Source organism: Mycobacterium sp. NGS26, from assembly GCF_059813025.1.
In genome coordinates, this window is sequence record NZ_JCALDU010000002.1 from 391,661 (window position 1) to 411,279 (window position 19,619).

Consider the following 19,619-nt stretch of genomic DNA (forward strand, 5'->3'; position numbering starts at 1 on the left):
AGCTATGAGACGTCTGCCGACCCTGTTGAGCGTCGCCGCCCTGATCGCCACGGCCGCGCCGGCGCGCGCCGACGACACCGACGCCGGCAACGACCAATCCTTTCTGGTCGCGCTCCAACAGGCCGGGCTGACTTATCAGGACCCCGAGCGCGCGGTGGCGGCCGGCAAGAAGGTGTGCGATCTGGTCAACGGGGGAATGGCCGGCGTGGACGTCGTCAAGAACCTGGAGCAGGCCAACCCGGGATTCGCGGGCAACGGTGCGGCAAAGTTCACGGCGATCGCGGCGGAGGCGTACTGCCCCAACGAGCTCGCCCGCTTCGGCCAAGACACCGCCCTGGGGCGCTGACCATCCGGGGCCGTTGGCGCCGCCGGGAGCGACGGCGCCGGCCCGTCTGGGAGCGATTTCGCGGAAGGTAATGCGTGTCAGGTGGACGTGACGTACTGCGGGCAGTAGGCGGCAGCGGCGTCGATCGCGAACGTCTTGGCGCCCTTGCCGCTCAGGCCCGTCGACTGGGCCACCGCGCTGATGACCTCCTGGCTTGAGTGGCCGTTGTCGAGTGCCTTGCAGACGGCGTGTCCATCGCTGATGGCGCGCGCCGCGCTGGGCGGCGTGATTCCGTCGGCCTGCAGCTGGGCAAGGAATGCGTCGTCGAGCGAGCTGGCGCCCGCGGTGCCGGCGAAGCCGAGCGCGGCCAGGCCGAGGGCGGCGGCGGTGAGGGTGGTCGAGGCCACGGAGGTTGCGAAGCGGCCAGTGAACATTGGGGTACTCCTTGTGCTGATGTGTTGTGTTGGGCGCTGTTTGCGTCTGCCACAGAATCGGCACCGGACCTTTATGGTTTCTCAATAAATTCTTGACGGCCTGTGGCGCCGTCCCCAGATTTGACCGTGAGTCCACGGCGTTGCCTGTGAATCCACGGCGGAGAAATCGCGCCCTGGGCTCACTTTGAAAGCCCTGGGCTCACACTGAAAACCCTGAGCTCACACCTGGCCGGCCCCGGCATCGCGCTCGCGACGTGAGTCACTTGTTCCCCAATAGTGACTATTGTTTCAAAAGTCACATTTGTATCGTTGGTAACATGGACGGCTGGCGTCGTCGGCTCAGGCCATGCCGGCGACCCAAGTATTGGGGGCAAAGGGTCTTTACTGCGTCCGGATAAAACGGGAGAAAAGTGGATAGCACTACGGAATTGATCGCGCTCGCGGACGCGGTTGTCAGGGGAGATAGCGTCGACCCCCGCCAATTGTGCAGGGCCGCCATCGCGGCGGCCGACAACCCGCCGGAGGATCGGGAGTTGGCCCGTTTCGCCGACCTATTGATCGATGCCTCGTTTGGCTGGGCTCGATTCAACGGGTCGCGGCTGAGATTGGCGACCGCCGTCCGTGCTTATGCGCTCGCTGCGTCCCTCATGGTCGCCGACTGAAAATAGCGATTTGCGTTTTACCGCCAGCCGGCCGGCAGGTCGGTTATGTGATTGGGGCAGAAGTCCTGGGCGGCCTCGGACATGACAACCCGCGCCTTCTCGGCGGACATCTTGGCGCGCAGCAGCATGAAGGCGTATTCGGCTGGCGCGTAACCCAATTGGGGGCCGGTTGGGTCGTCCATCAGCTGGCACGCCTCCTTCTCCTGGTCGCTGTCGGCCGTGGCCACGCCCGGGCCGACGAGAAAGGTCGAGGCGGCCAGCCCGACGGCGGCGACTTTCGTAACGATCCTCAGCCGTGTCACCTTCTACTCAGGCGCCTCCCGCCGGTGCGCGCACGATATTGGGCGCACCCAGAGTACCGCCGCTAAAGTGCTCCAACGTTATTCCGCTTACCGGGCAATCGCGGTAGCATCAATCGTTGGTGTTGCACTCGTGTACAACGTGAAAGGCATTTGCGATGAACGCTAAGGGCAGCAAGCGGCGGATGGTCAAAGCTGGCGCGGCGGCGGTGACGCTTGTCGCGGTTTTGCTGGGATCGACGGGATGCACCCTAAGTGGTTGCAGCGGTGCGATACCCGGGACGGTGACCTGCGCGTAAATCGGTCACTGACAATCCACAACGACGCTGACTGCATGGCGTCGTAAATCAATACGTAGCGCGGAACCGGGTAACCGTTTTCGTCGACACGGTGTGGCGGCCTAATTGGGGTGGGTCGCGCAGTCGGACTCCTTCACCTCGTGCAATTTCGGGGTCGGGGCAGGCAACCCAAAACCGCCGACACGTGCGCCGTCGATTTGCTGTTCGCACGCCGGTTGGGACAAGCCGTCGGTAGGCTGCGTCGTCAGCGACTACGCGATGCCGGCGACCACGCGACGCCCAACACGGGCGACAGGAGACCTATGCAGGAGCGGTGTTTAAAAGTCGACGTCAACGTCTCCTGGCATTTGGTCTGGCTACTCGCCCTCTTGGAAGGGATCACAGTTCCGCTGGTGCCTTTGTTTCTGCAAAGCGGACCCCACGCAAAACCAACCGCTCACGCTGCGACGGCCACCGCGAAGGTCGTCTCGTTTGGGCATAGATTGATGATCAATGGTGTATTTGGGTTAGCCATAGGGTTTATCGGGGCATCGATTGTTTGTCTACTGCTCAACCATATCGTCTTTCGCAGGCTGCAAGTTCGGCTCAATAATGCGGCGGTTCTGCGGGTGTCCCGCCCATTGGTTGCCGCGCTGTGGGGCGGCCTGCTGTTGGCGGTTATCTTCTGGATACAGCAATGCATCGGCCGCCTGTTGGTATTTTCCATGACGGTGAATTTGGTGCTGTTTGGATTTGTCTCTGCCGCGGGGAGCATCGTGGTCATCGGCTTCGTTTACCTGCTAACTGCAAGCATGGTGCCGTTCCTGGGAATCCAACTAACCACCACAGAACAACGATTGTTGTTGGCCAAGTTTCCAATTGTGTCTTTTGCTGTTCTGGTAGGACTCTACGAGGGATTGGCCGCGCCGATTTTCCAACGATGGGACTTTGCGCCTCAACATAAGGTGTTGATCGCATTGCTGGTGGGGCTTTCCGGTGGCGCACTCAGCGCTTCGATAGTCGTGGGGTTAGCTCACATGCACGCGATCAAGAAGCACCTGTGGCTGAAATTTGCCGTCCTGGGCGAATAAACCAATCCTGGTGCGCGGTACTGGGATTGAACCAGCGACCTCTTCCGTGTCAGGGAAGCGCTCTCCCGCTGAGCTAACCGCGCCCGGTCAAAAGAATTGGAGGTGGAGACGGGAATCGAACCCGTGTGCACGGCTTTGCAGGCCGTTGCCTCACCACTCGGCCACTCCACCGCTGGGGTTGATGCCACTTGCACCTTCGAGCGGATGACGGGATTCGAACCCGCGACCCTCACCTTGGCAAGGTGATGCGCTACCAACTGCGCTACATCCGCGCGCAACGGACGAGATCGTCGCCCGGTGCGAAGCACGACGATAGTCCACGTAAGCGGGCCCACACAAATCTCTCGGCGCGCGCCGTGTCCAGGCTATCGCCCGGCCCCGGCACCGGCATCTAGCGGTTGGCGACGCCCCACGCGTGCTACCCTTCGACGTCGTTCGCCTCTCGGCGCCGGTCCCGTGGCTCAGTGGGAGAGCGTCCGCTTCACACGCGGAAGGTCGCTGGTTCGATCCCAGCCGGGACCACCACTATCACTGCAGGCAGTGACGTTTCAGCAGCCGGTGGCTGCTCGAAGTGTCCGACACACCTGGTGCACCCGCGCCGCAGGCAAACGAACGATCCGGCGTCGAAACGCCGTGCGCGGCAACGTATGAATGTTGTCGAAATTGACGACGCAATCGCTTGGCACGCCGTCGTCGGCGGCGGTCAGTGCCAACTCGGACACTAGCCCCCTGCGGGTGCGGGTCAACGCGGCTACGACTACCGCGCCGATCCGATCGGCAACCGGATCTCTGGTGAGAATGAGCACGGGCCGATCGCCGCCGGGCGTCGCGGCGAACCACAATTCACCGCGCCGCATCGGCCCAGTCAGCCCAGTCCTCGGCCGGCCCCCAATCGGCGATCTCGGCGAGCGCCTTCTCATCATCAGTCACGGGCTGCTCGACGTACGCGTGCACTTCGTGGTCTGCCGTGAGCTCGGCCAGGTGGCGTCGTAGTGCCTCGCGAAGAAGCTCCGATCGGTGGACATGCAATCGATGGGCCCACTGCTCGACCGCGGCCGCGTCCTCGTCATCGACGCGAAAGCTCAACATCGTCATACAATAATTCTAGACTGTATGACGGGTACTGACGCTCTGAGGGTTCCCAGCCGGGGCCACTCACGTTCATACAGGAGTTTCATCAGTTTTTCGGTGAGCCAAAACCTCTCGCAGCGTTGGCAGCACTCGTTGATCCTTGGGACGGTTCGCTGCCTGCTTGGACCGGATCACATCACGAAGTGACGCGATCTCGACTGTGACATCGTAGATTTCGGCTGAGGTGGCGTCGCGGTGCAGATCCCGGTAGCCATGCGTTCCCGCCGGCTGAAACGTGATGTCGAGGTCGCCGGCGTCGGTGACCAGGTTCCACGTTTCCGCCGCCGCCAGTCCCTGCTCATCGCAAGCGAATGGCAGGCCCTCGGGGGCGGATTCAGTCCTCACCCGGGCATTGAGCTCCGTGAGTGCGGCGCCCAGGCGGACGAGGTTGCGGCGGCTGGGCTCCGGGGTGATGTCGGCATCTTCGGTGGGAAATGGTGAGCCGTGGTAGACCGCGGCAAGCCCGCCGATCAGAACATAGGTCACGCGGTGACGGTGCAACACCTCGAACAGGGTGGGCAGGTCGAGTTCCACATCAGCCCTGACTGTGTTGGCGCAATTCGCTGAGCTGGCGTGTCAGGCGATCATGGCGCGCCAGGCGCTGCTGGCCCGACAACGACGCAAGACGGGCGGCCTGAGCGAGATCGCTGTCATCGCGCGGCACCAGGTGCAGTTCCAAGTCGAATCCGCAGAGCCGCACCAGACGCATCACGTCATCGAGGCTCACCGCGGTGCCCCCTGATTCCCATCGGGCAATGGCCGGTTGGGCGGTGCCGGCGCGGGCGGCAAGTTCTGCCTGCGAGAGTCCCGCGCGCCGGCGGGCTTCGTGGATGAGATCCGCCCCATAGCCCGCCATGGCAAAAGTATAACAGAACTGTTATAGAGATACCGCGGGCTTGCCGCCGCTGCTCTCGGGCGACAATGGGCGGGCGCGACGCACCAGACCCAAGGACGGTGGACGATGGCAGGCAACCAAGAGGGCATCGGCATCCTGAAACTCGAATGCCCGCAAATGCACGCCGTGGGCAGGATTCTCAAGGAGGCCCCGCATCAGCAGATCGTCTACGACCCGGGAGCCCAGGTTGGGCCGCGGCGGTTCTGGCCGGACGAAGGCGACCAGCCTCAGTTCAAAGTGCACTGCCGGTTTTGCGACAAACCCGTGGGCGAGGCGACGACGACACTTCAGGACAAACTTCGCAACCTGATCGACAACGCTTCCGAGACCACCGAGGCGGCCACGCTGCCGTACCTGTAGCCGGGCGAGCCCACCGCATACTGTAAGCGCTACAGTAGCGAGCCGACGGCGGGCGCGGCCAACGGCGCCGCCGCGAGAGGAGTCCCGTGACGCAGAACCCGCAGACCAGCCCGCGCCCGCCGGAAGGCGATTGGCTGGGCACCCCGTATCTTTCGTTCGATCGCCAGGGGCCGATCGCGCTGTGCACGATCGACCGCCCGGACGCCCGTAACGCCATGACGCCGGCGATGTACTTCGGAATCCGTTATGCCGTAGGACGTCTCAACGAGGACCCGGATCTGGCCGGCCTGCTGATCACCGGAACCGGGGACGTCTTCGCCCCGGGCGGCGACATGGGCGGCGGGGGAGGCGCCGACGACTGGATCACCTTCGGGTCGGCGCTGGGCATGGACGTCACGCCGTTCGACGCGGTCCGCACCTCGGCCAAGCCCATCGTGTCCGCGGTCAACGGGCTGTGCCAGGGCGGCGGCATGCAGATCGCGTTGTGCAGCGACCTGTCGGTGGTCAGCGAGCGGGCCACCTTCCGGGTGCCCGAGCTGTTCCGCGGCTACGCCGACACCTACTACAGCCAGATGCTCGCGCGACTCATCGGGCCGGTGCGCACCCGCGACCTCATGTTCACCGGGCGGGTCCTCACCGCCGCCGAGGCCCTCGACTGGGGTCTGGTGACCAGGGTCGTGCCCCACGACGACCTGCTCGCCGCGGCGAAGGATCTGCTGGCGCAGGCCTGCCGGACCGCGCCGCGCGCCCGCGGCGTCATCAAGTCCAGCATCGATAACTACCTCGGCCTCTACGACCGCATCGGCATGACCGCCAGCCTGTCCGACGCCGAGGCGAGGGAGGGCTTCCGCGCGTTCAAGGAGCGCCGCTCGCCCGACTGGGTGCATCCGGAACTGCGGGTCGAGGGACGGCTATGAAGGCACTCACACCTTCCGCGCGCGACCTTCCCAATACGGTTCGCGCAGCTGGGTTTTGAGGATCTTTCCGCTCGGGTTGCGGGGCAGCTCCGGGACGAAATCGACGGTCCGCGGGCACTTGTAGGCGGCCAGGCGCCGACGGCAGAACTCGATGATCTCGCCGGCGTCGACCTCGTTCGCGGCCACCACGATCGCCTTCACGGATTCGCCCCAGAAGTCGTCGGGCACACCGATGATCGCGGCGTCGGCGACGGCGGGATGCGTGACGAGCACGCTTTCCACCTCGGGGCCGTACACGTTCTCCCCGCCGGTGATGATCATGTCCTTCAGCCGGTCCTCGATGTAGACGTAGCCCTCGGCGTCGAGGCGGCCGATGTCGCCGGTGCGCACCCAGTCGTCGGCGGTGATCGTGTCGGCGGTGGCCTCCGGGCGGTTCAGGTAGCCGGTCATGTTCTGGTTGCTTCGCACCCAGATCTCGCCCGGCTCCCCGGCGGGCAGCGTGTCGCCCGTGTCGGGATCGACGACCCGAATCTCGGTGCCCAGCACCGCCTTTCCGGCCGACAGCTGCAAGCCGGGCCGGGCCGCGTCGCGGTGGTCGGCGTCGGTCAGGGCGGTGACCGCGCCGCACAGTTCGGTCTGCCCGTACACCTGCACGAAATTCGTGTCCGGCCACGTCGCGAGCGCCCGATGCAGCAACGGCAGCGGCATGGGCGCGGCCCCGTACACCAGGTGGCTCAGGCCCGACAGCGCCGCGCTCGCGGCCTCACCGGCGTCCAGGAACCGGGCGATCACCGGGGGCACCAGGAACGCGTGCGTTGCGCCGGCGCGCACCGCATCGATCAGGGCCGCGGCGTCGGGCTCGCGCGTCATGATGGTCGGCACCCCCGCCCGGATGCCGAAAAGCGCGTATCCGATTCCGCCGACGTGGAACAACGGCATCGCCACCAGGTTTGCGTCCCCGTCGCCGAACGGAAACGCCGGGGCGAGGTTCGCCGAGTGGTTGACCAGCGCGCGCTGGCTCAGCAGGACGCCCTTCGGCCGTCCCGTGGTGCCCGAGCTGTAGATCACCAACGCGGTCTCGTCCCCGGCGACGTCGGCGGCGGTCGGCGCGGGTGACGCTGCGGCGAGCAGGGATTCGTACTCGTCGCCGTCGCCGCCCACCACCACGACGCGCTCCAGGCCCGCGACCCGGGCGGCGACGGGCTCGACGGCGGGCCACAGTTCGGCCCCGACGAACAGCAACCGGGCGCCGCAGTCGTCGAGGACGTGGACCAGCTCGTCCCCGATCACGCGCCAGTTGACGACCGTGGTCACCGCGCCGATCGACGCGGCGGCGAAGAGCACCTCCAGGCAGGCCGGGTGATTCTTGTCCAGGAACGCCACGCCCTTTCCGCGCCGAACGCCGGCGTCGCGCAGCGCCCCGGCCGCGCGGCGAATCCGCGACGCCCAGTCGTCCCACGACCACCTCTGGTCCCCGTAGCGAATCGCGATGCCGTCGGGCCTGCGCTGCGCGTGTCGCTCGACGAATCCGGCGAGCGTCTCCGCGGTGTCGGTGGCGGTCTCCATAGCCCCCACGCTACGGCGCGCCCGAGGGCGCCCGGCAATCAGAGCGCGATCAGAGCATGGAATCGATCATCGCCGCGCCGTCGCCGGCGGCCTGGGCCGTCGCGTTGCCGCCCTGCCTGAAGTCGACGAAGGCCGACTGCCCGTTCGAGGTGTTGAGCAGCTCGCTGAACGTGCCGATGACGGGGATGGCGCCCTGCTGCGTCAACACGTCGGCGGTGTAATCGGTGAAGGCCTCCTGCTGGAACTTCCCGCCCTGCAGCGCCTTGGTGCCGGGCGCGCCCAGGGTCTGCACGTTGCCCAGGATGGCCGATGCCGAGTTGGTGAACTGATCGATGTCGGACTGCAGCACCGCGGCGGCGTCCGTTCCCGGGGCCGGTTTGACCGTGACCCGCAGCTGCGCGCTGGTGTCGGCGTTGTTGAGCGCCACCCAATTCGGGCCCCGGTTTCCGAGCGTCCAGCCGGGCGCGGGGGTGATCCAGACGCCCTGGGCGATAGCGATCGCGTCGGCCGAGGTGGGCACGATCCGCGCCGTTGCGGGTGTGGCGGCGACGAGGATGGCCGCCGCGACGACGGCGGCGACGGGGATTGGCCGCCGCCGCTCGCCACGCTCTCGTAACCCGTTGTGCACCACAGTGATTGGTTCTCCGCATGCGTGGTCGGCGCCCTTGGTGGTGGGCGTTCGCTGACTCGAGCCTATGCGGTGTGTCAACATTGCTGCGGCACAACCTACGACGAAGGATCCGACATGGCGAGTAGTGACCGCACGTTCGTGGTGACCGGCGCGGCGTCGGGCATCGGCCTGGCCAGCGCGAGGCGCCTGCTCGCCGAGGGCGGCACCGTCGTCGGCGCCGACCTGGCGCCCCCGCCGGACCTACCCGAGCTCAACCGTCCCGGGTTCAGGTTCGTGACGGCCGACGTGACCGACGAGGCCGCGATCGCCGCCGTGTTCGACGCGGTGCCCGACCGCCTGGACGGGGTCTTCCACGCCGCCGGCGTCGCCGGGGGCGGCCCCGTTCACCTGCTCGACCGCGCCGAGTGGGACCGGGTGATCGGAATCAACCTGACCGGCACGTTCCTGGTGGCCAAGGCCGCGCTGGCCCGGATGATCGGGCAGGAACGCGTCGACGGCGAGCGGGGGTCGATCGTGACCGTCGCCAGCATCGAGGGTTTGGAGGGCACGGCGGGCGGCAGCTCGTACAACGCGGCCAAGGGCGGCGTCGTGTTGCTCACCAAGAACATCGCGCTCGACTACGGGCCCAGCGGCATCCGGGCCAACGCGATCTGTCCCGGCTTCATCGAAACACCAATGGCCCAAAGCGTTTTCGGCCTGCCGGGGATGGGGGGCCCGCTGGCCTCGATCACCGCGGAGCATGCCCTGCAACGCCTCGGCCGGCCGGAGGAGGTCGCGGCCATGGCGGCCTTCCTGCTGTCGCCCGACGCCTCCTTCGTGACCGGCCAGGCGATCGCCGTCGACGGCGGCTACACCGCGGGCCGCGATCACGGGGTCGTCAAACTCTTCGGTTTGCCCCAGTGAGCCTTTAGGATTCGGCAATGGGCGATCCGGTCTCTCCCGACGACGCGATCGAGGCGATCCGGGGCGCCGGGGGAGCGCAGCCGGGCTGTCGGGCGTTGCACGCGAAGGGCACGCTGTACCGCGGCACCTTCACCGCGACCCCCGAGGCGGCGTTGCTTTCCCGCGCAAAGCATCTGGACGGCTCGACGGTCCCGGCCCTGATCCGCTTCTCCAACGGATCGGGAAACCCGGCGCAGCCGGACAACTCGCCCGGCGTGCGCGGGATGGCGGTGAAGTTCACCCTGCCCGACGGCTCCAGCACCGACGTCTCGGCCCAGACCGCCCGGCTGTTCCTGTCGGCCACGCCGGACGGCTTCGTCGACCTGCTCAAGGCGATGCGGCCGGGCCCGGCCGCGCCGCTGCGCATGGCACGCCACGTCCTCACCCACCCGCGGCTGCTCGGCGCGCTGCCGCTGCTGCGCGACGCCGGCCGGATCCCGGCGAGCTACGGCACCGTCGAATACCACGGGCTGCACGCCTTCCGCTGGACGGCCGCCGACGGCAGCACCAGATTCGTTCGCTACCACCTGGTCCCGGCCGCCGGGGAGGAATACCTGGCGGCATCGGCCGCCCGCCGCAAGGGCCCCGACTTTCTCGCGGACGAGCTGAACGCCCGCCTCGCGGGCGGGCCGGTGCGGTTCGACTTCCGCGTCCAGGTCGCCGGGCCCAGGGACTCGACGGTGGACCCCTCGGCGCGCTGGCAGAGCACCGAGACCGTCACCGTCGGCACCCTCGACATCACCGGCCCGGACACCGAGCGCGAGCGCGGCGACGACATCGTCGTGTTCGACCCGATGCGCGTCACCGACGGCATCGAGCCCTCCGAGGACCCGGTGCTGCGGTTCCGCACTCGCGCGTACTCGGCGTCGGTCAAGCTGCGCAGCGGCGTGGATCGCGGACCCGGGGCGCCGCGCAGCTGACGCCGACTAGGCTCCCCGGGAGTGCTGCTCTCCCACCTGCTGTTGATCGGCCTGGCCGGGTTTGCCGCCGGCGCGATCAACGCGCTCGTCGGGTCGGGCACGCTGATCACCTTCCCGACGCTGGTGGCCCTCGGCTATCCCCCGGTGACGTCGACCATGTCGAACGCGGTCGGCCTGGTGGCGGGAAGCGTGTCGGGCACCTGGGGCTATCGCGCCGAGCTGCGCGGCCAGTGGGATCGGTTGCGCTGGCAGATCCCGGCGTCGCTGGCCGGCGCGGGGCTGGGGGCCTTCCTGCTGCTGCATCTGCCCCCCAGGGTGTTCGCCCGGGTGGTGCCGGCGCTGCTGGTGCTGGCCCTGGTGATGGTGGTGCTCGGGCCGCGGATCCAGTCGTGGGCGCGCCGGCGCGCCGAGGAGGCGGGCCGCCCGCCCGAGCACATCACGCCGGCGCGCAAGGCCGTGCTGGTGCTCGCCACGTTCGGCATCGGTGTCTACGGCGGCTATTTCACCGCGGCGCAGGGCATCCTGCTGGTCGGCGTGATGGGCGCGCTGCTGCCGGAATCGGTGCAGCGCATGAACGCGGCCAAGAACCTGCTGACGCTGGTGGTGAATGTCGTTGCGGCGCTGAGCTATACGCTGGTGGCCTTCGACCGGATCAGCTGGACGGTGGCCGGGATCATCGCGGCGGGCTCGCTGGCGGGCGGGTGGCTGGGCGCGCGCTACGGTCGCCGCCTGTCACCAAATGCGTTGCGCTCCACCATCGTCGTGGTGGGCCTCGTCGGGCTGTACCGCCTGCTCACCGTGTGACCCGCGGCGTCAGCTCACCAGCGGCTGCCCGTCCGCGAGCGCGGAGTCCGCGGTCGGGTAGATGGGCAGCAGGGCGCCGAGCCCGCACGCGTCCACGATCCGGGCGACGACGGGCTGGCGGCTGACCAGCCGCAGTTCGAAGCCGCGGCGATGGCACTGCTGCGCCTGCTCGGCCAGCACCGCGAACGCGCAGCAGCCCATGAAGTCCAGGCCGGTGACGTCGACGACGAGGTGCCCGGGCGGGGTCACCACGGCGCCGGCCTCGGTGACCAGGCGGCGCCAGGTGCGCTCGTTGCAGGCGTCGATCTCGCCGCCCGCGTTGATGAGCACCGCGGCGCCGCACCGATCGGTGGTGGCCCGCAGCGTGCTATGCGGGTCGCCCAGCTCGTAGACGAGCCGCGCGCTGAGCATCAGGTGGGGGGACAGGGGTTCTGCGATGACCGGACTCATGGTGGACTCCTAATCGACCGGCGCCGGGGCGCTGGGATGGATGCCCGTCCTGCAGTCTGAAGACAGACTTTCGCGAGGTGCGAATCTCATTTGTATAACGAGACAGAGCTGTCTGTCTACTGGTTGCGGCCTATGAGTATCGTAAGTCGGGTCATGACAACACCCGATGTCGGGACACCCGCCGCGCCGGCCCGTGAACGCATCTTGAGTGCTGCATACGAGCTGTTCAGCAGGCGTGGGATCCGCGCGGTCGGCACCGAAGAGGTGATCGAGCGGGCCGGCGTCGCCAGGGCGACGCTCTACCGCCATTTCCCGACCAAGAACGACCTCGTGCTGGCCGTGCTGCAGCGCCGCGAAGAGATCTGGACCCACGGCCTGATCGAGGCGCAGTCACGCGAGCGGGGCACCACGCCCGAGGAACAGCTGCTGGCGATCTTCGACGTCATGCACGACTGGTTTCAGCTGCGCGACGGCTACGAGGGCTGCTCGTTCATCAACGTGCTGCTCGAGCTGGGGGCGGATCACCCGGCCGGCCGGGCCAGCGTCGCCCACATCGACAACGTCCGCGACATCGTCCGCCAGCGCGCCATCGCGGCGGGCCTGTCCGACATCGAGGACTTCGCGTGGTCCTGGCACATCTTGATGAAGGGCGCCATCATCCTCGCCGCCGTGGGCGATCCCGAGGCCGCCCGGCGTGCCCAGAAGATGGCGCGCACCCTCATCGAGGAGCATCGGCCGGTGCTGGACACCGGCGAGGCGGTCGGCTAGTCCGCGGAGGGTTCACGCGGCGTCGGCGGCGGTCTCCCGTGCCTTGCGCTCGTGCTCGGCCTCGAGTTCGGCGATCGCGCGGGATGTGCGCTCGCGCAACAGGATTGCCGCGGCGAGGCCGACGACGACGGCGACGACGAGCGCGATCCAGGAGAACCGCTCCAGCCATCGTTCGGCGGCCATCCCGGCGAAGTAGACCAGCGCGGTGGTGCCGCCGGCCCAGCAGATGGCGCCGGACACGTTGGCCGCCAGGAAGCGCTGATAGTGCATCTTCAGCGCGCCGGCCAGCGGCCCGGCGAATATCCGCAGCAGCGCGATGAAACGACCGAAGAACACCGCCCGAACGCCCCAGCGGTTGAACAGCTTTTCGGCGAGCGCGACGTGCCCGGGGCCGAAGTGTTTCGGGAAACGCCGGCCGAGCTTGTCGAACAGCGGCAGGCCGAACCGGCGCCCGATGCTGTAGCCGATCGAGTCGCCGACGACGGCGCCGATGACGGCGGCGGCGCCGACGCCGACCGGGTTGACGGCCAGGTCGTGCTGCGAGGACATCAGGGCCGCGCTGACCAGGACGATCTCGCCGGGCAGGGGAACGCCCAGGCTCTCGATCCCGACCACGCCGCCGACGACGAGGTAGACCGCGAGCGGCGGGACCGCGTGCAGCAAGGCCTGAACGTCCATTGGTCAAGGATGCCCGACGACAGGCCGATGCGCGCAGTAATGCGCTGTAGCGTGGCCCTGGCACGCGCCGCACCGACCGGCCGGCGGCAGGAGACCCCGTGGAATTCAATCTCGCCCAGGTGTTCTCGGCGGTGGCCGAGGCCAACCCCGACCGGGACTGCATCGTGTTCGGGGACCGGCGCTTCACCTTCGCCCAGACCCACGAGCGTGCCCGCCGGTTCGCCCGCGCGCTGCATTCGTGGGGGCTGGGCGTGCGCCGGGAACGCGCCGAGCTGGCGGCCCACGAATCCGGCCAGAGCCACCTGGGCCTGTACATGGCCAACTGCAACGAGTTCCTCGAGGCCATGCTCGGCGCCTACCTGGCGCGGGTCGCGCCGTTCAACGTCAACTACCGCTACGTCGCCGACGAGCTGGTGTACCTGCTCGACAACGCCTCCGCCGACGCCGTCATGTACCACGCGCGGTTCGCCCCGACGCTGGCCGCGGTGCTGGGCACGGGCCGGCTGGCGCCGATGCGGCTGATCCACGTCGACGACGGGTCCGGAAACGCCCCACTCCCCGGGGCGGTGCGCTACGAGGAGCTGCTGGCGTCGACGCCCGACGAGCCGCTCGACATCGCGGTGTCGCCCGACGACCTGTACGTGCTCTACACCGGCGGCACCACCGGGATGCCCAAGGCGGTGCTGTGGCGCCAGCACGACATCTACATGAACGCCATGGGCGGCCGGACCTACGGCACCGGCGAAATGGTGACCAGCCTGGACGAGATCGTCGAGCGGTCTCGTCCCGACGGGCCGGGATCGATGACGGCCGCACCGCTCATGCACGGCGCGGCGCAGTGGGCGGCGTTCATCAACCTGTGCGCCGGACGGCCGTTCGTGATGGCGCCGACGACCACCCACTTCGACCCGGCCGAGGTGTGGGCGCTGGCCAGCCGGGAACGCGTCGTGTCGTTGTCGATCGTCGGCGACGCGTTCGGGCGGCCGCTGGTCGACGAACTCGAGTCCGGCGACTACGACCTGTCCGGGCTGCTGGTGCTGGTCACCGGCGGCGCGGCGCTGAGCGCGCCGCTCAAGCAGCGATTCGTCGAGCTGCTGCCGAACCTGACCATCCTGGACGCGGGCGGGTCGTCGGAGTCCGGCTCCCAGATGGGGCAGGTCTCCAGCCGCGCGCAGGGCGTGACCGGGCGGTTCGCGCCGAACCCGGGCGCCGTGGTGGTCAGCGAGGATCTCACCCGGATCCTGTCGCCGGGCGACGACGAAATCGGTTGGCTGGCCCAGCAGGGCCTGATACCGCTGGGCTACCTGGGTGATCCGGACAAGACGGCGCGCACCTTCCCGGTCATCGAAGGCATTCGGCACTCGGTGCCGGGCGATCGGGCGCGCTGGCACGCCGACGGCCAGATCGAGCTGCTGGGCCGGGATTCGGTGACCATCAACTCCGGTGGCGAGAAGATCTTCGCCGAGGAGGTCGAGGCCGCGATCGCGGAGCACCCCGACGTCTACGACGTCGTGGTGACGGGCCGCCCCAGCGCGCGGTGGGGAAGCGAGGTGGTCGCGATCGTGCAGCTGGCCGACGGGTCGCCGCCCGACGCCGACGGCATCCTCGCCGAGGCCGGCCGCCACATCGCCCGCTACAAGCTGCCGAAGGAGATCGTGTTCTGCGACCGGGTGCAGCGCTCGCCGTCCGGCAAGGCCGACCACCGGTGGGCCAAAGCCCAAGTGTCGCAGGGTGGTGCGACGCGGCACCGGCTACCGTGAATCCATGCAGAAGAAGGGTCGGCCGGACCCCGGGGACGCCGGATCGGACGCCGACGCGGGCGCCGGATCGGGCGCCGATTCGCTTGCGCCGCAATATCCGATCGAATCCGTCGACAACGCGCTGAAGCTGCTGCTGCTGCTGGGCGAGCAGCCGCAGATCCGGCTGAGCGAGGCCACCCGCTACCTGGGTGTGGCGTCGTCGACCGCGCACCGGCTGCTGGCGATGCTGGCCTATCGGGGGTTCGTCCGCCAGGACCCGGTGTCCAAGGCGTATCTGCCCGGCCCGTCGCTGACCGGGGTGGCGTTCGCGATCTTCGGCCGCATCGACATTCAGCGATCCGCCACGCCGATCATGCGCGCCCTCAGCGAGCAACTGCGGGAAACGATTCATGTCGGCATGCTCGACGGCGCGGGCGTCCGTTTCGTCGCCGCGGTCGAGGGCCCGGCCGCCGTGCGGGTGGCGTCCCGGCTGGGCCGCACCCTGCCGGCCCACTGCACCTCGACGGGCAAGGTGATGCTGGCCCAGCTGCCCGAGCCGGAATTGCGTCAACTGCTGCCCGACGAGCGGTTGCAGCGCATCACCTCTCGCTCGATCGGCAGCCGCACCGAGCTGGAGGCGGAGCTGTCGCGCATCCGCGAACGGGGATATGCGGTCAACCGCGAGGAGAGCGAGGAGGGCGTCGCTTCGGTGGCGGTCCCCATACCGACGCGGGCGCCCGGGCTGCGCATCGCGCTCAACGCCGCCGCCCCGCAGAATCGCCTCGGCACCGCGCGCTACGCCTCGGTGGCCGCCGCACTTACCAAGGCGGCCAAGGAAATCGGCGATCAGCTGGGCTGAGCGCCCGAACCGCCGCCGCTCCAGTTCACCCACGCTGGAACGCTTAGCTCGCCGCGGCCGCGGCCTCGGCACATCCGCCGGGTGTCGGAAAGCGGATACGAACTTGTGACTTGGCCGCTACGCCTCGTCGCCCAGGCGGGCCACCTCGTGGCGCCAGGCCGCCTCGGCGGTGAACGCCGGCCCCAGGTCCGGCAGGTCGTCCCAATCGGAGTCGGCGATGCCGGTCAGGGTGCCGCCTGCCGAGCGCACCCGCAACGCCATCCGCGCCAGCGCGTCCAGGCTGATCGCCTGCAGCACCGCCTGCGGCACCGTCGCTGCGGCGCTGGTGATCCCGTGGCCGCGGCAGATCACCACCGGCCGCCCGCGCATGGCCGCGACCATCTCCTTGCCCAGCGCCGAGTTCCGGATCAGCACCGCGCGCTCGTAGACCGGCACGCCGCCGCGCGCCAGCCGGGCGCCGGGAATGTCGTAGGCCCCGTAGATCGGCCTCAGGGTGATGCCGGCCAGGTCGGCGGCGACGACGGCCGGCGGGTGCAGATGCGCGACGGCCCGGTGCCGCGGATCGGCGCGCATGGTCTCGACGTGGATCGGCAGCTCGTTGGGAACGCGGTAACCGTCGAGTTCGCCTGCGGCGCCGGGGGTTCCGTCGAGGGTGATCAGCCGAATGTCGGTCGGCCGGGTGAACGCCACCCCGGCGTCGGTGTCGCTGCGGCAGCGGATCAGCAGGCGCTCGTCGTCGACCCGCAGGCCGAGATGACCGAGGATGCCGTCGACCAGGCCGCGGGCCGCGGCCACCCGGCAGCCCTGGGCCACCAGCGCGCGTTGCTCGTCGAGGCTTGTCATCGCGGCGCGCCCAGCCCGAATCCGCCGTCGGGACGGATGGTTTCGCCGGTGATCCCGCGGGACCGGTCGGAGGCCAGGAACACGTAGCTCCAGGCGTGGTCGCGGCCGTCCAGCGCGACGTGCAGCGGATTGCGCGCGGCCACATCGCCGGCCCGGTCGGGGGTGTCGTCGAGGCGCACGCCGTCCAGGCCCAGGCTGGCCAGGCCGCGCAGGTCGGTGCCCAGCGTGCCGCCCGGCGCCACGCCGTTGACGCGGATCTCGGGCGCCAGCTCGTGCGCCAATGCCGTCACCAGGCCGCGGACGGCGAACTTCGACGACACGTACAGCACGCCGCCGCGCCCGGGGTAGAACGACGACGCGGATTCGGTCAGCACGATCGAGGACCCGTTTCCGGCCCGCAACGCCGGAACCGCCGCCTTGACCGACTGCAGATGGCTCAGCACGTTGGTGCGGAACATCTCGTCGAACGCCCCCGCGAGGCCGTCGGCGTCGAGATCGGTTATCCCCCTGTAGAAGTCGAAGACCCCGACGCAGTTGACCAGGACGTCGAGCCCGCCGAGGCCGTCCACGGCGGCGGTGACGGCCTGCTGGTTGGCCTCGCCGGTGACGGCGTCGCCCTCGACCACCGGCACCCCGGGCAACTCCCGCCGCAACTTCTCGCACTTGCCGGAATCACGTTCCAGCACAGCGACTTTCGCGCCCTCGGCGTCGAACGCGTCGACCACGGCCCGGCCTATCCCCGAACCGGCGCCGACGACCAATGCGCGCTTGCCTTCAAGCCAGCCCGTCATCGTCCTCCTCGGCCTCGTCGGGCAGCAGTGGGGCGTTGGGGTTGCCGACCATCGCCGCGAGCGTGCGGGGGTTCTGCCACGTCAGCGCCTCCACCTCCAGCGCGTCCAGGCTGATCGACCGCCCGGTGCGGGGCGCGCTGATCAGCAGCCGCGACCCGTTGCGGGTGTCGACGCGCTGGACGACCACCTCGGTGAATTCGTTTGCGACGGTGATGGGCTCGCCATTCACAGGAACACCGCCAGGTTTTGCATCCGCAGCACCGACTCGTCGGCAATGATGGTGCGCCGGGCCAGTTTCAGTGTCTTTTCGGGTCCGTCGCACCACCGCAAGACGTCCTGGCGCCCGCAGGACACCAGCGCGCTCTCGTTGACGTCCCCGCGGCTGCGGAACAGCAGTTCGGCCGACTCCACGAGCAGATGCTTGTCGTCCTCGCCCTCGAAGCTACGCACGTTGGTGATGAAGTGCCGCAGCCGCGACGGCGGATCCTCGGTCCAGGCGTGCTCGGTGGCAAAGCGCGCGACCCGCTGGGTCAGGGAGTACTTGTCCTCGTCGAAATGCGCCATCTCTGGTTGCGTGTCGAATCCGGCGCCGCGCGCGGTGGTCACGCGGACCGGCATGACGTAGCGGACGTCGTCGGTCAGCGTGTCCAGCCACGCCTCGTAGCTCTGGGCGTCCAACAGGTAGGCCTCGTCCACCAGGAATTGGTGGGCCCGCAGGTGCCGAACGTCATCAAAGGGCAGTGAAGACAGAGCCGTTGTCATGAGAGGTAGTCCGCCCACAGGTTCAGCAGCGCGCGCTGGTTGTGCTCGTTGTAGCCGACCTGCGCGCGGCCCGGCCCGTGGAACGACTCGGCGGTCAGCGGCTCGACGACCGGGCGGTCGTCGGGCAGCAGGCCCATGCGGCTGTTCAGCAGCAGCCGCCGCGCCATCGAACCGCCGGCGGTGGTGGTCAGCGACACCCAGTTCTCCACGTCGTCCTGTTCGAACATGCCGGTCGAGCCGAAGCACATCAAATATGCCTTGTACGAGTCTTGTTTGTACTGCGGGGGAGCGGCGGAGTCCACCGCGAACCACGAGCAGACCTCGGTCTCGTTGGCGCTGATCGGCTGCCAGAGCCGGATCGAGATGAAGGGCAGGACTTCTGTTTTCCGGTCGCCGTTGCGGATCTTGGGCCAGTTGTGCACGAAGCTCAGGTTCGGAAAGCAGGTGGCCGCCGAGATCATGAACCCGTCGTCGCCGACCACCCGCTGCTGGCGCGGCGTCCAGACCTCCTTGATCCGGCCGATCATCTCGTCGGGGTAGCCGACGTAGCGCATCCGCTCCTCGAAGCCGCCGGGCGGCAGCTTGTAGGTGGTGCCGCCGCCGCGGTGCGCCCAGTAGGTGGCGCCGTCCTTGCGCTTCTGGGCCTTCGGCTCGCGGAACAGGCCGAGCTCGACGATCGACGCGTGGGTGTGCGGCGTGTGGTACATGTCGCCGGCGAAGTTCTCGGCGCCGATCTTCCAGTTGGCCCTGATCCGCCACCGTTGCGGCCCGCGCAGCTCGACGCCGCCGGCGCTCTGCTTGGTGTAGTAGTCCAGGTAGAACTTGAAGTCGCCGAGGAAGTCCTCGAGCGGCTCGGCGTTCGGGTCCATGCTGACGAACAGCAGGCCGTTGTAGCTCGCGAAATTCGGTGCGGGCAAAAGGGTTTGGTTCTTGGCGAACCCGTCGTCGCCCCCGTAGGCCTCCCGGTGGAAGGGCAGGCCGGTGAGCCGGCCGTCGTTGCGGTAGGTCCAGCCGTGATACGGGCAGCGGAAGTTGGAGGCGTTGCCCATCTCGGCGCGACAGACCTGCATTCCGCGATGCAGGCACATGTTGAAAAGGGCGCGCACCTTGCCATCCGATCCGCGGGCGATGATGAAGGAGTCGTCGAGGACCCGGCGCACCACGTAGTCGCCCTCCTGCGGGATCTCCGACTCGTGCGCCACGAACGTCCATGCCCGGCTGAACAGCCGCTCGCGCTCCAGCGCGAACAACTCCCCGTCGTTGTAGATGTGGGCGGGGATCATCCCCCGGCGGACGTTCTCCAGAACTCCGGCCAAATCGCTGCGCTGAACTGCCATCGCTCACTCTGCTCTACAGAAATAACTTCCGCTAAGTAGAATCCCGCAGCCCGGCCCGCCGGTCAAACCGCGGCCCCCAGCCGATTCACAGGCGCCCCACAATTGACGATCCGCCGGGTGCCGCTACGGTGGTTCCG

The 19,619-nt window shown here is 68.4% G+C and carries 26 protein-coding genes and 4 tRNA genes; 12 read left to right on the forward strand and 18 right to left on the reverse strand.

The features are described from left to right. The first annotated feature begins 4 nt into the window (after positions 1–4). On the forward strand, positions 5–346 hold the full coding sequence (locus AC5Y6X_RS08015) for a DUF732 domain-containing protein (protein WP_499985730.1): 342 nt from the start codon (positions 5–7) through the stop codon (positions 344–346). Positions 347–423: 77 nt separating this feature from the next. Here the strand turns inward: AC5Y6X_RS08015 and AC5Y6X_RS08020 are convergent, their stop codons facing one another. Continuing rightward, a complete protein-coding gene (locus AC5Y6X_RS08020) occupies positions 424–759 on the reverse strand; it encodes a DUF732 domain-containing protein (RefSeq protein WP_324680375.1) in 336 nt (111 codons plus the stop codon). 428 nt (positions 760–1,187) lie between these two features. Between AC5Y6X_RS08020 and AC5Y6X_RS08025 the strand changes: the two genes are divergently transcribed. Further along, positions 1,188–1,421 (forward strand): hypothetical protein, encoded by a 234-nt coding sequence (locus tag AC5Y6X_RS08025; protein WP_499985732.1) that lies wholly within the window; start codon positions 1,188–1,190, stop codon positions 1,419–1,421. A gap of 17 nt (positions 1,422–1,438) precedes the next feature. Here AC5Y6X_RS08025 and AC5Y6X_RS08030 read toward each other — a convergent pair whose 3' ends face one another. Next, on the reverse strand, positions 1,439–1,723 hold the full coding sequence (locus AC5Y6X_RS08030) for a hypothetical protein (protein ID WP_499985734.1): 285 nt from the start codon (positions 1,721–1,723) through the stop codon (positions 1,439–1,441). Positions 1,724–2,411: 688 nt separating this feature from the next. Between AC5Y6X_RS08030 and AC5Y6X_RS08035 the strand changes: the two genes are divergently transcribed. Then, positions 2,412–3,089: a hypothetical protein gene (locus AC5Y6X_RS08035; protein ID WP_499985736.1), complete on the forward strand. Its 678-nt coding sequence runs from the start codon at positions 2,412–2,414 to the stop codon at positions 3,087–3,089. A gap of 8 nt (positions 3,090–3,097) precedes the next feature. Here the strand turns inward: AC5Y6X_RS08035 and AC5Y6X_RS08040 are convergent. The 3 genes from AC5Y6X_RS08040 to AC5Y6X_RS08050 form a co-directional block, all read right to left on the reverse strand. Beyond that, positions 3,098–3,172 (reverse strand) — tRNA-Val (locus AC5Y6X_RS08040). Positions 3,173–3,186: 14 nt separating this feature from the next. After that, positions 3,187–3,260, reverse strand: a tRNA-Cys gene (locus AC5Y6X_RS08045). A gap of 28 nt (positions 3,261–3,288) precedes the next feature. Then, positions 3,289–3,361: transfer RNA gene (locus AC5Y6X_RS08050), tRNA-Gly, on the reverse strand. Between the two features lie 178 nt (positions 3,362–3,539). Between AC5Y6X_RS08050 and AC5Y6X_RS08055 the strand changes: the two genes are divergently transcribed. Beyond that, positions 3,540–3,614 (forward strand) — tRNA-Val (locus tag AC5Y6X_RS08055). A gap of 23 nt (positions 3,615–3,637) precedes the next feature. Here the strand turns inward: AC5Y6X_RS08055 and AC5Y6X_RS08060 are convergent. From AC5Y6X_RS08060 to AC5Y6X_RS08075, 4 genes are all read right to left on the reverse strand, one after another. Beyond that, positions 3,638–3,946: a type II toxin-antitoxin system PemK/MazF family toxin gene (locus tag AC5Y6X_RS08060; protein WP_499985737.1), complete on the reverse strand. Its 309-nt coding sequence runs from the start codon at positions 3,944–3,946 to the stop codon at positions 3,638–3,640. After that, entirely contained in the window at positions 3,933–4,178 is a 246-nt protein-coding gene (locus AC5Y6X_RS08065) for a ribbon-helix-helix protein, CopG family (protein WP_499986469.1), read from the reverse strand. Before AC5Y6X_RS08065 ends, AC5Y6X_RS08060 begins: the two co-directional genes overlap by 14 nt. A 72-nt stretch (positions 4,179–4,250) precedes the next feature. After that, positions 4,251–4,754 carry a hypothetical protein gene (locus AC5Y6X_RS08070; protein WP_499985739.1) on the reverse strand — a complete coding sequence of 168 codons (504 nt, stop codon included), beginning with the start codon at positions 4,752–4,754 and terminating at the stop codon, positions 4,251–4,253. A 1-nt stretch (position 4,755) separates the two neighbouring features. Then, positions 4,756–5,076, reverse strand: a complete 321-nt coding sequence (locus AC5Y6X_RS08075) for a helix-turn-helix domain-containing protein (protein WP_499985741.1) — start codon at positions 5,074–5,076, stop codon at positions 4,756–4,758. A gap of 105 nt (positions 5,077–5,181) precedes the next feature. On the opposite strand from AC5Y6X_RS08075, the gene AC5Y6X_RS08080 reads away from it, so the two are divergent. Then, positions 5,182–5,475, forward strand: a complete 294-nt coding sequence (locus tag AC5Y6X_RS08080) for a hypothetical protein (protein WP_499985742.1) — start codon at positions 5,182–5,184, stop codon at positions 5,473–5,475. Between the two features lie 86 nt (positions 5,476–5,561). Continuing rightward, positions 5,562–6,392, forward strand: a complete 831-nt coding sequence (locus tag AC5Y6X_RS08085) for an enoyl-CoA hydratase/isomerase family protein (RefSeq protein ID WP_499985744.1) — start codon at positions 5,562–5,564, stop codon at positions 6,390–6,392. Between the two features lie 6 nt (positions 6,393–6,398). Here AC5Y6X_RS08085 and AC5Y6X_RS08090 read toward each other — a convergent pair whose 3' ends face one another. Continuing rightward, entirely contained in the window at positions 6,399–7,958 is a 1,560-nt protein-coding gene (locus AC5Y6X_RS08090) for a long-chain-fatty-acid--CoA ligase (RefSeq protein WP_499985745.1), read from the reverse strand. A gap of 49 nt (positions 7,959–8,007) precedes the next feature. Then, positions 8,008–8,514, reverse strand: coding sequence for a hypothetical protein (locus AC5Y6X_RS08095; RefSeq protein ID WP_499986470.1), 507 nt, complete (start codon positions 8,512–8,514; stop codon positions 8,008–8,010). A 189-nt stretch (positions 8,515–8,703) separates the two neighbouring features. Between AC5Y6X_RS08095 and AC5Y6X_RS08100 the strand changes: the two genes are divergently transcribed. Genes AC5Y6X_RS08100 through AC5Y6X_RS08110 form a run of 3 tightly spaced genes read left to right on the forward strand, consistent with a single transcriptional unit; the run spans position 8,704 to position 11,255 of the window. Further along, positions 8,704–9,492 (forward strand): SDR family NAD(P)-dependent oxidoreductase, encoded by a 789-nt coding sequence (locus AC5Y6X_RS08100; RefSeq protein WP_499985747.1) that lies wholly within the window; start codon positions 8,704–8,706, stop codon positions 9,490–9,492. A 17-nt stretch (positions 9,493–9,509) separates the two neighbouring features. Beyond that, the gene (locus AC5Y6X_RS08105; RefSeq protein WP_499985748.1) at positions 9,510–10,451 is read left to right on the forward strand and encodes a catalase family peroxidase; all 942 of its coding nucleotides are present in this window, start codon (positions 9,510–9,512) and stop codon (positions 10,449–10,451) included. A 36-nt stretch (positions 10,452–10,487) separates the two neighbouring features. Next, positions 10,488–11,255: a sulfite exporter TauE/SafE family protein gene (locus AC5Y6X_RS08110; RefSeq protein ID WP_499986471.1), complete on the forward strand. Its 768-nt coding sequence runs from the start codon at positions 10,488–10,490 to the stop codon at positions 11,253–11,255. A 9-nt stretch (positions 11,256–11,264) separates the two neighbouring features. Here AC5Y6X_RS08110 and AC5Y6X_RS08115 read toward each other — a convergent pair whose 3' ends face one another. Further along, complete coding sequence (locus tag AC5Y6X_RS08115; protein WP_499985750.1) at positions 11,265–11,705, reverse strand: anti-sigma factor antagonist; 441 nt, start codon at positions 11,703–11,705, stop codon at positions 11,265–11,267. Between the two features lie 153 nt (positions 11,706–11,858). Between AC5Y6X_RS08115 and AC5Y6X_RS08120 the strand changes: the two genes are divergently transcribed. Beyond that, positions 11,859–12,473 carry a TetR/AcrR family transcriptional regulator gene (locus AC5Y6X_RS08120; protein ID WP_499985752.1) on the forward strand — a complete coding sequence of 205 codons (615 nt, stop codon included), beginning with the start codon at positions 11,859–11,861 and terminating at the stop codon, positions 12,471–12,473. Positions 12,474–12,485: 12 nt separating this feature from the next. Here AC5Y6X_RS08120 and AC5Y6X_RS08125 read toward each other — a convergent pair whose 3' ends face one another. Next, the gene (locus AC5Y6X_RS08125; RefSeq protein WP_324680346.1) at positions 12,486–13,151 is read right to left on the reverse strand and encodes a DedA family protein; all 666 of its coding nucleotides are present in this window, start codon (positions 13,149–13,151) and stop codon (positions 12,486–12,488) included. A 98-nt stretch (positions 13,152–13,249) separates the two neighbouring features. Between AC5Y6X_RS08125 and AC5Y6X_RS08130 the strand changes: the two genes are divergently transcribed. Beyond that, entirely contained in the window at positions 13,250–14,911 is a 1,662-nt protein-coding gene (locus AC5Y6X_RS08130) for an acyl-CoA synthetase (RefSeq protein ID WP_324680344.1), read from the forward strand. A gap of 4 nt (positions 14,912–14,915) precedes the next feature. Next, a complete protein-coding gene (locus AC5Y6X_RS08135; RefSeq protein ID WP_324680342.1) occupies positions 14,916–15,749 on the forward strand; it encodes an IclR family transcriptional regulator in 834 nt (277 codons plus the stop codon). Positions 15,750–15,866: 117 nt separating this feature from the next. Here AC5Y6X_RS08135 and phtC read toward each other — a convergent pair whose 3' ends face one another. Genes phtC through AC5Y6X_RS08160 form a run of 5 tightly spaced genes read right to left on the reverse strand, consistent with a single transcriptional unit; the run spans position 15,867 to position 19,482 of the window. Beyond that, positions 15,867–16,592: a 3,4-dihydroxyphthalate decarboxylase gene (phtC, locus tag AC5Y6X_RS08140; RefSeq protein WP_324680340.1), complete on the reverse strand. Its 726-nt coding sequence runs from the start codon at positions 16,590–16,592 to the stop codon at positions 15,867–15,869. Continuing rightward, entirely contained in the window at positions 16,589–17,383 is a 795-nt protein-coding gene (hcaB, locus tag AC5Y6X_RS08145; protein ID WP_324680338.1) for a 3-(cis-5,6-dihydroxycyclohexa-1,3-dien-1-yl)propanoate dehydrogenase, read from the reverse strand. The genes phtC and hcaB overlap by 4 nt, the downstream gene beginning before the upstream one ends. Further along, the gene (locus AC5Y6X_RS08150) at positions 17,367–17,612 is read right to left on the reverse strand and encodes a dihydrodiol dehydrogenase (protein ID WP_324680336.1); all 246 of its coding nucleotides are present in this window, start codon (positions 17,610–17,612) and stop codon (positions 17,367–17,369) included. Before AC5Y6X_RS08150 ends, hcaB begins: the two co-directional genes overlap by 17 nt. Beyond that, positions 17,609–18,145 carry a 3-phenylpropionate/cinnamic acid dioxygenase subunit beta gene (locus tag AC5Y6X_RS08155; RefSeq protein WP_324680334.1) on the reverse strand — a complete coding sequence of 179 codons (537 nt, stop codon included), beginning with the start codon at positions 18,143–18,145 and terminating at the stop codon, positions 17,609–17,611. Before AC5Y6X_RS08155 ends, AC5Y6X_RS08150 begins: the two co-directional genes overlap by 4 nt. Further along, positions 18,142–19,482, reverse strand: a complete 1,341-nt coding sequence (locus tag AC5Y6X_RS08160; protein WP_324680332.1) for an aromatic ring-hydroxylating dioxygenase subunit alpha — start codon at positions 19,480–19,482, stop codon at positions 18,142–18,144. Before AC5Y6X_RS08160 ends, AC5Y6X_RS08155 begins: the two co-directional genes overlap by 4 nt. Between the last annotated feature and the right edge of the window lie 137 nt (positions 19,483–19,619).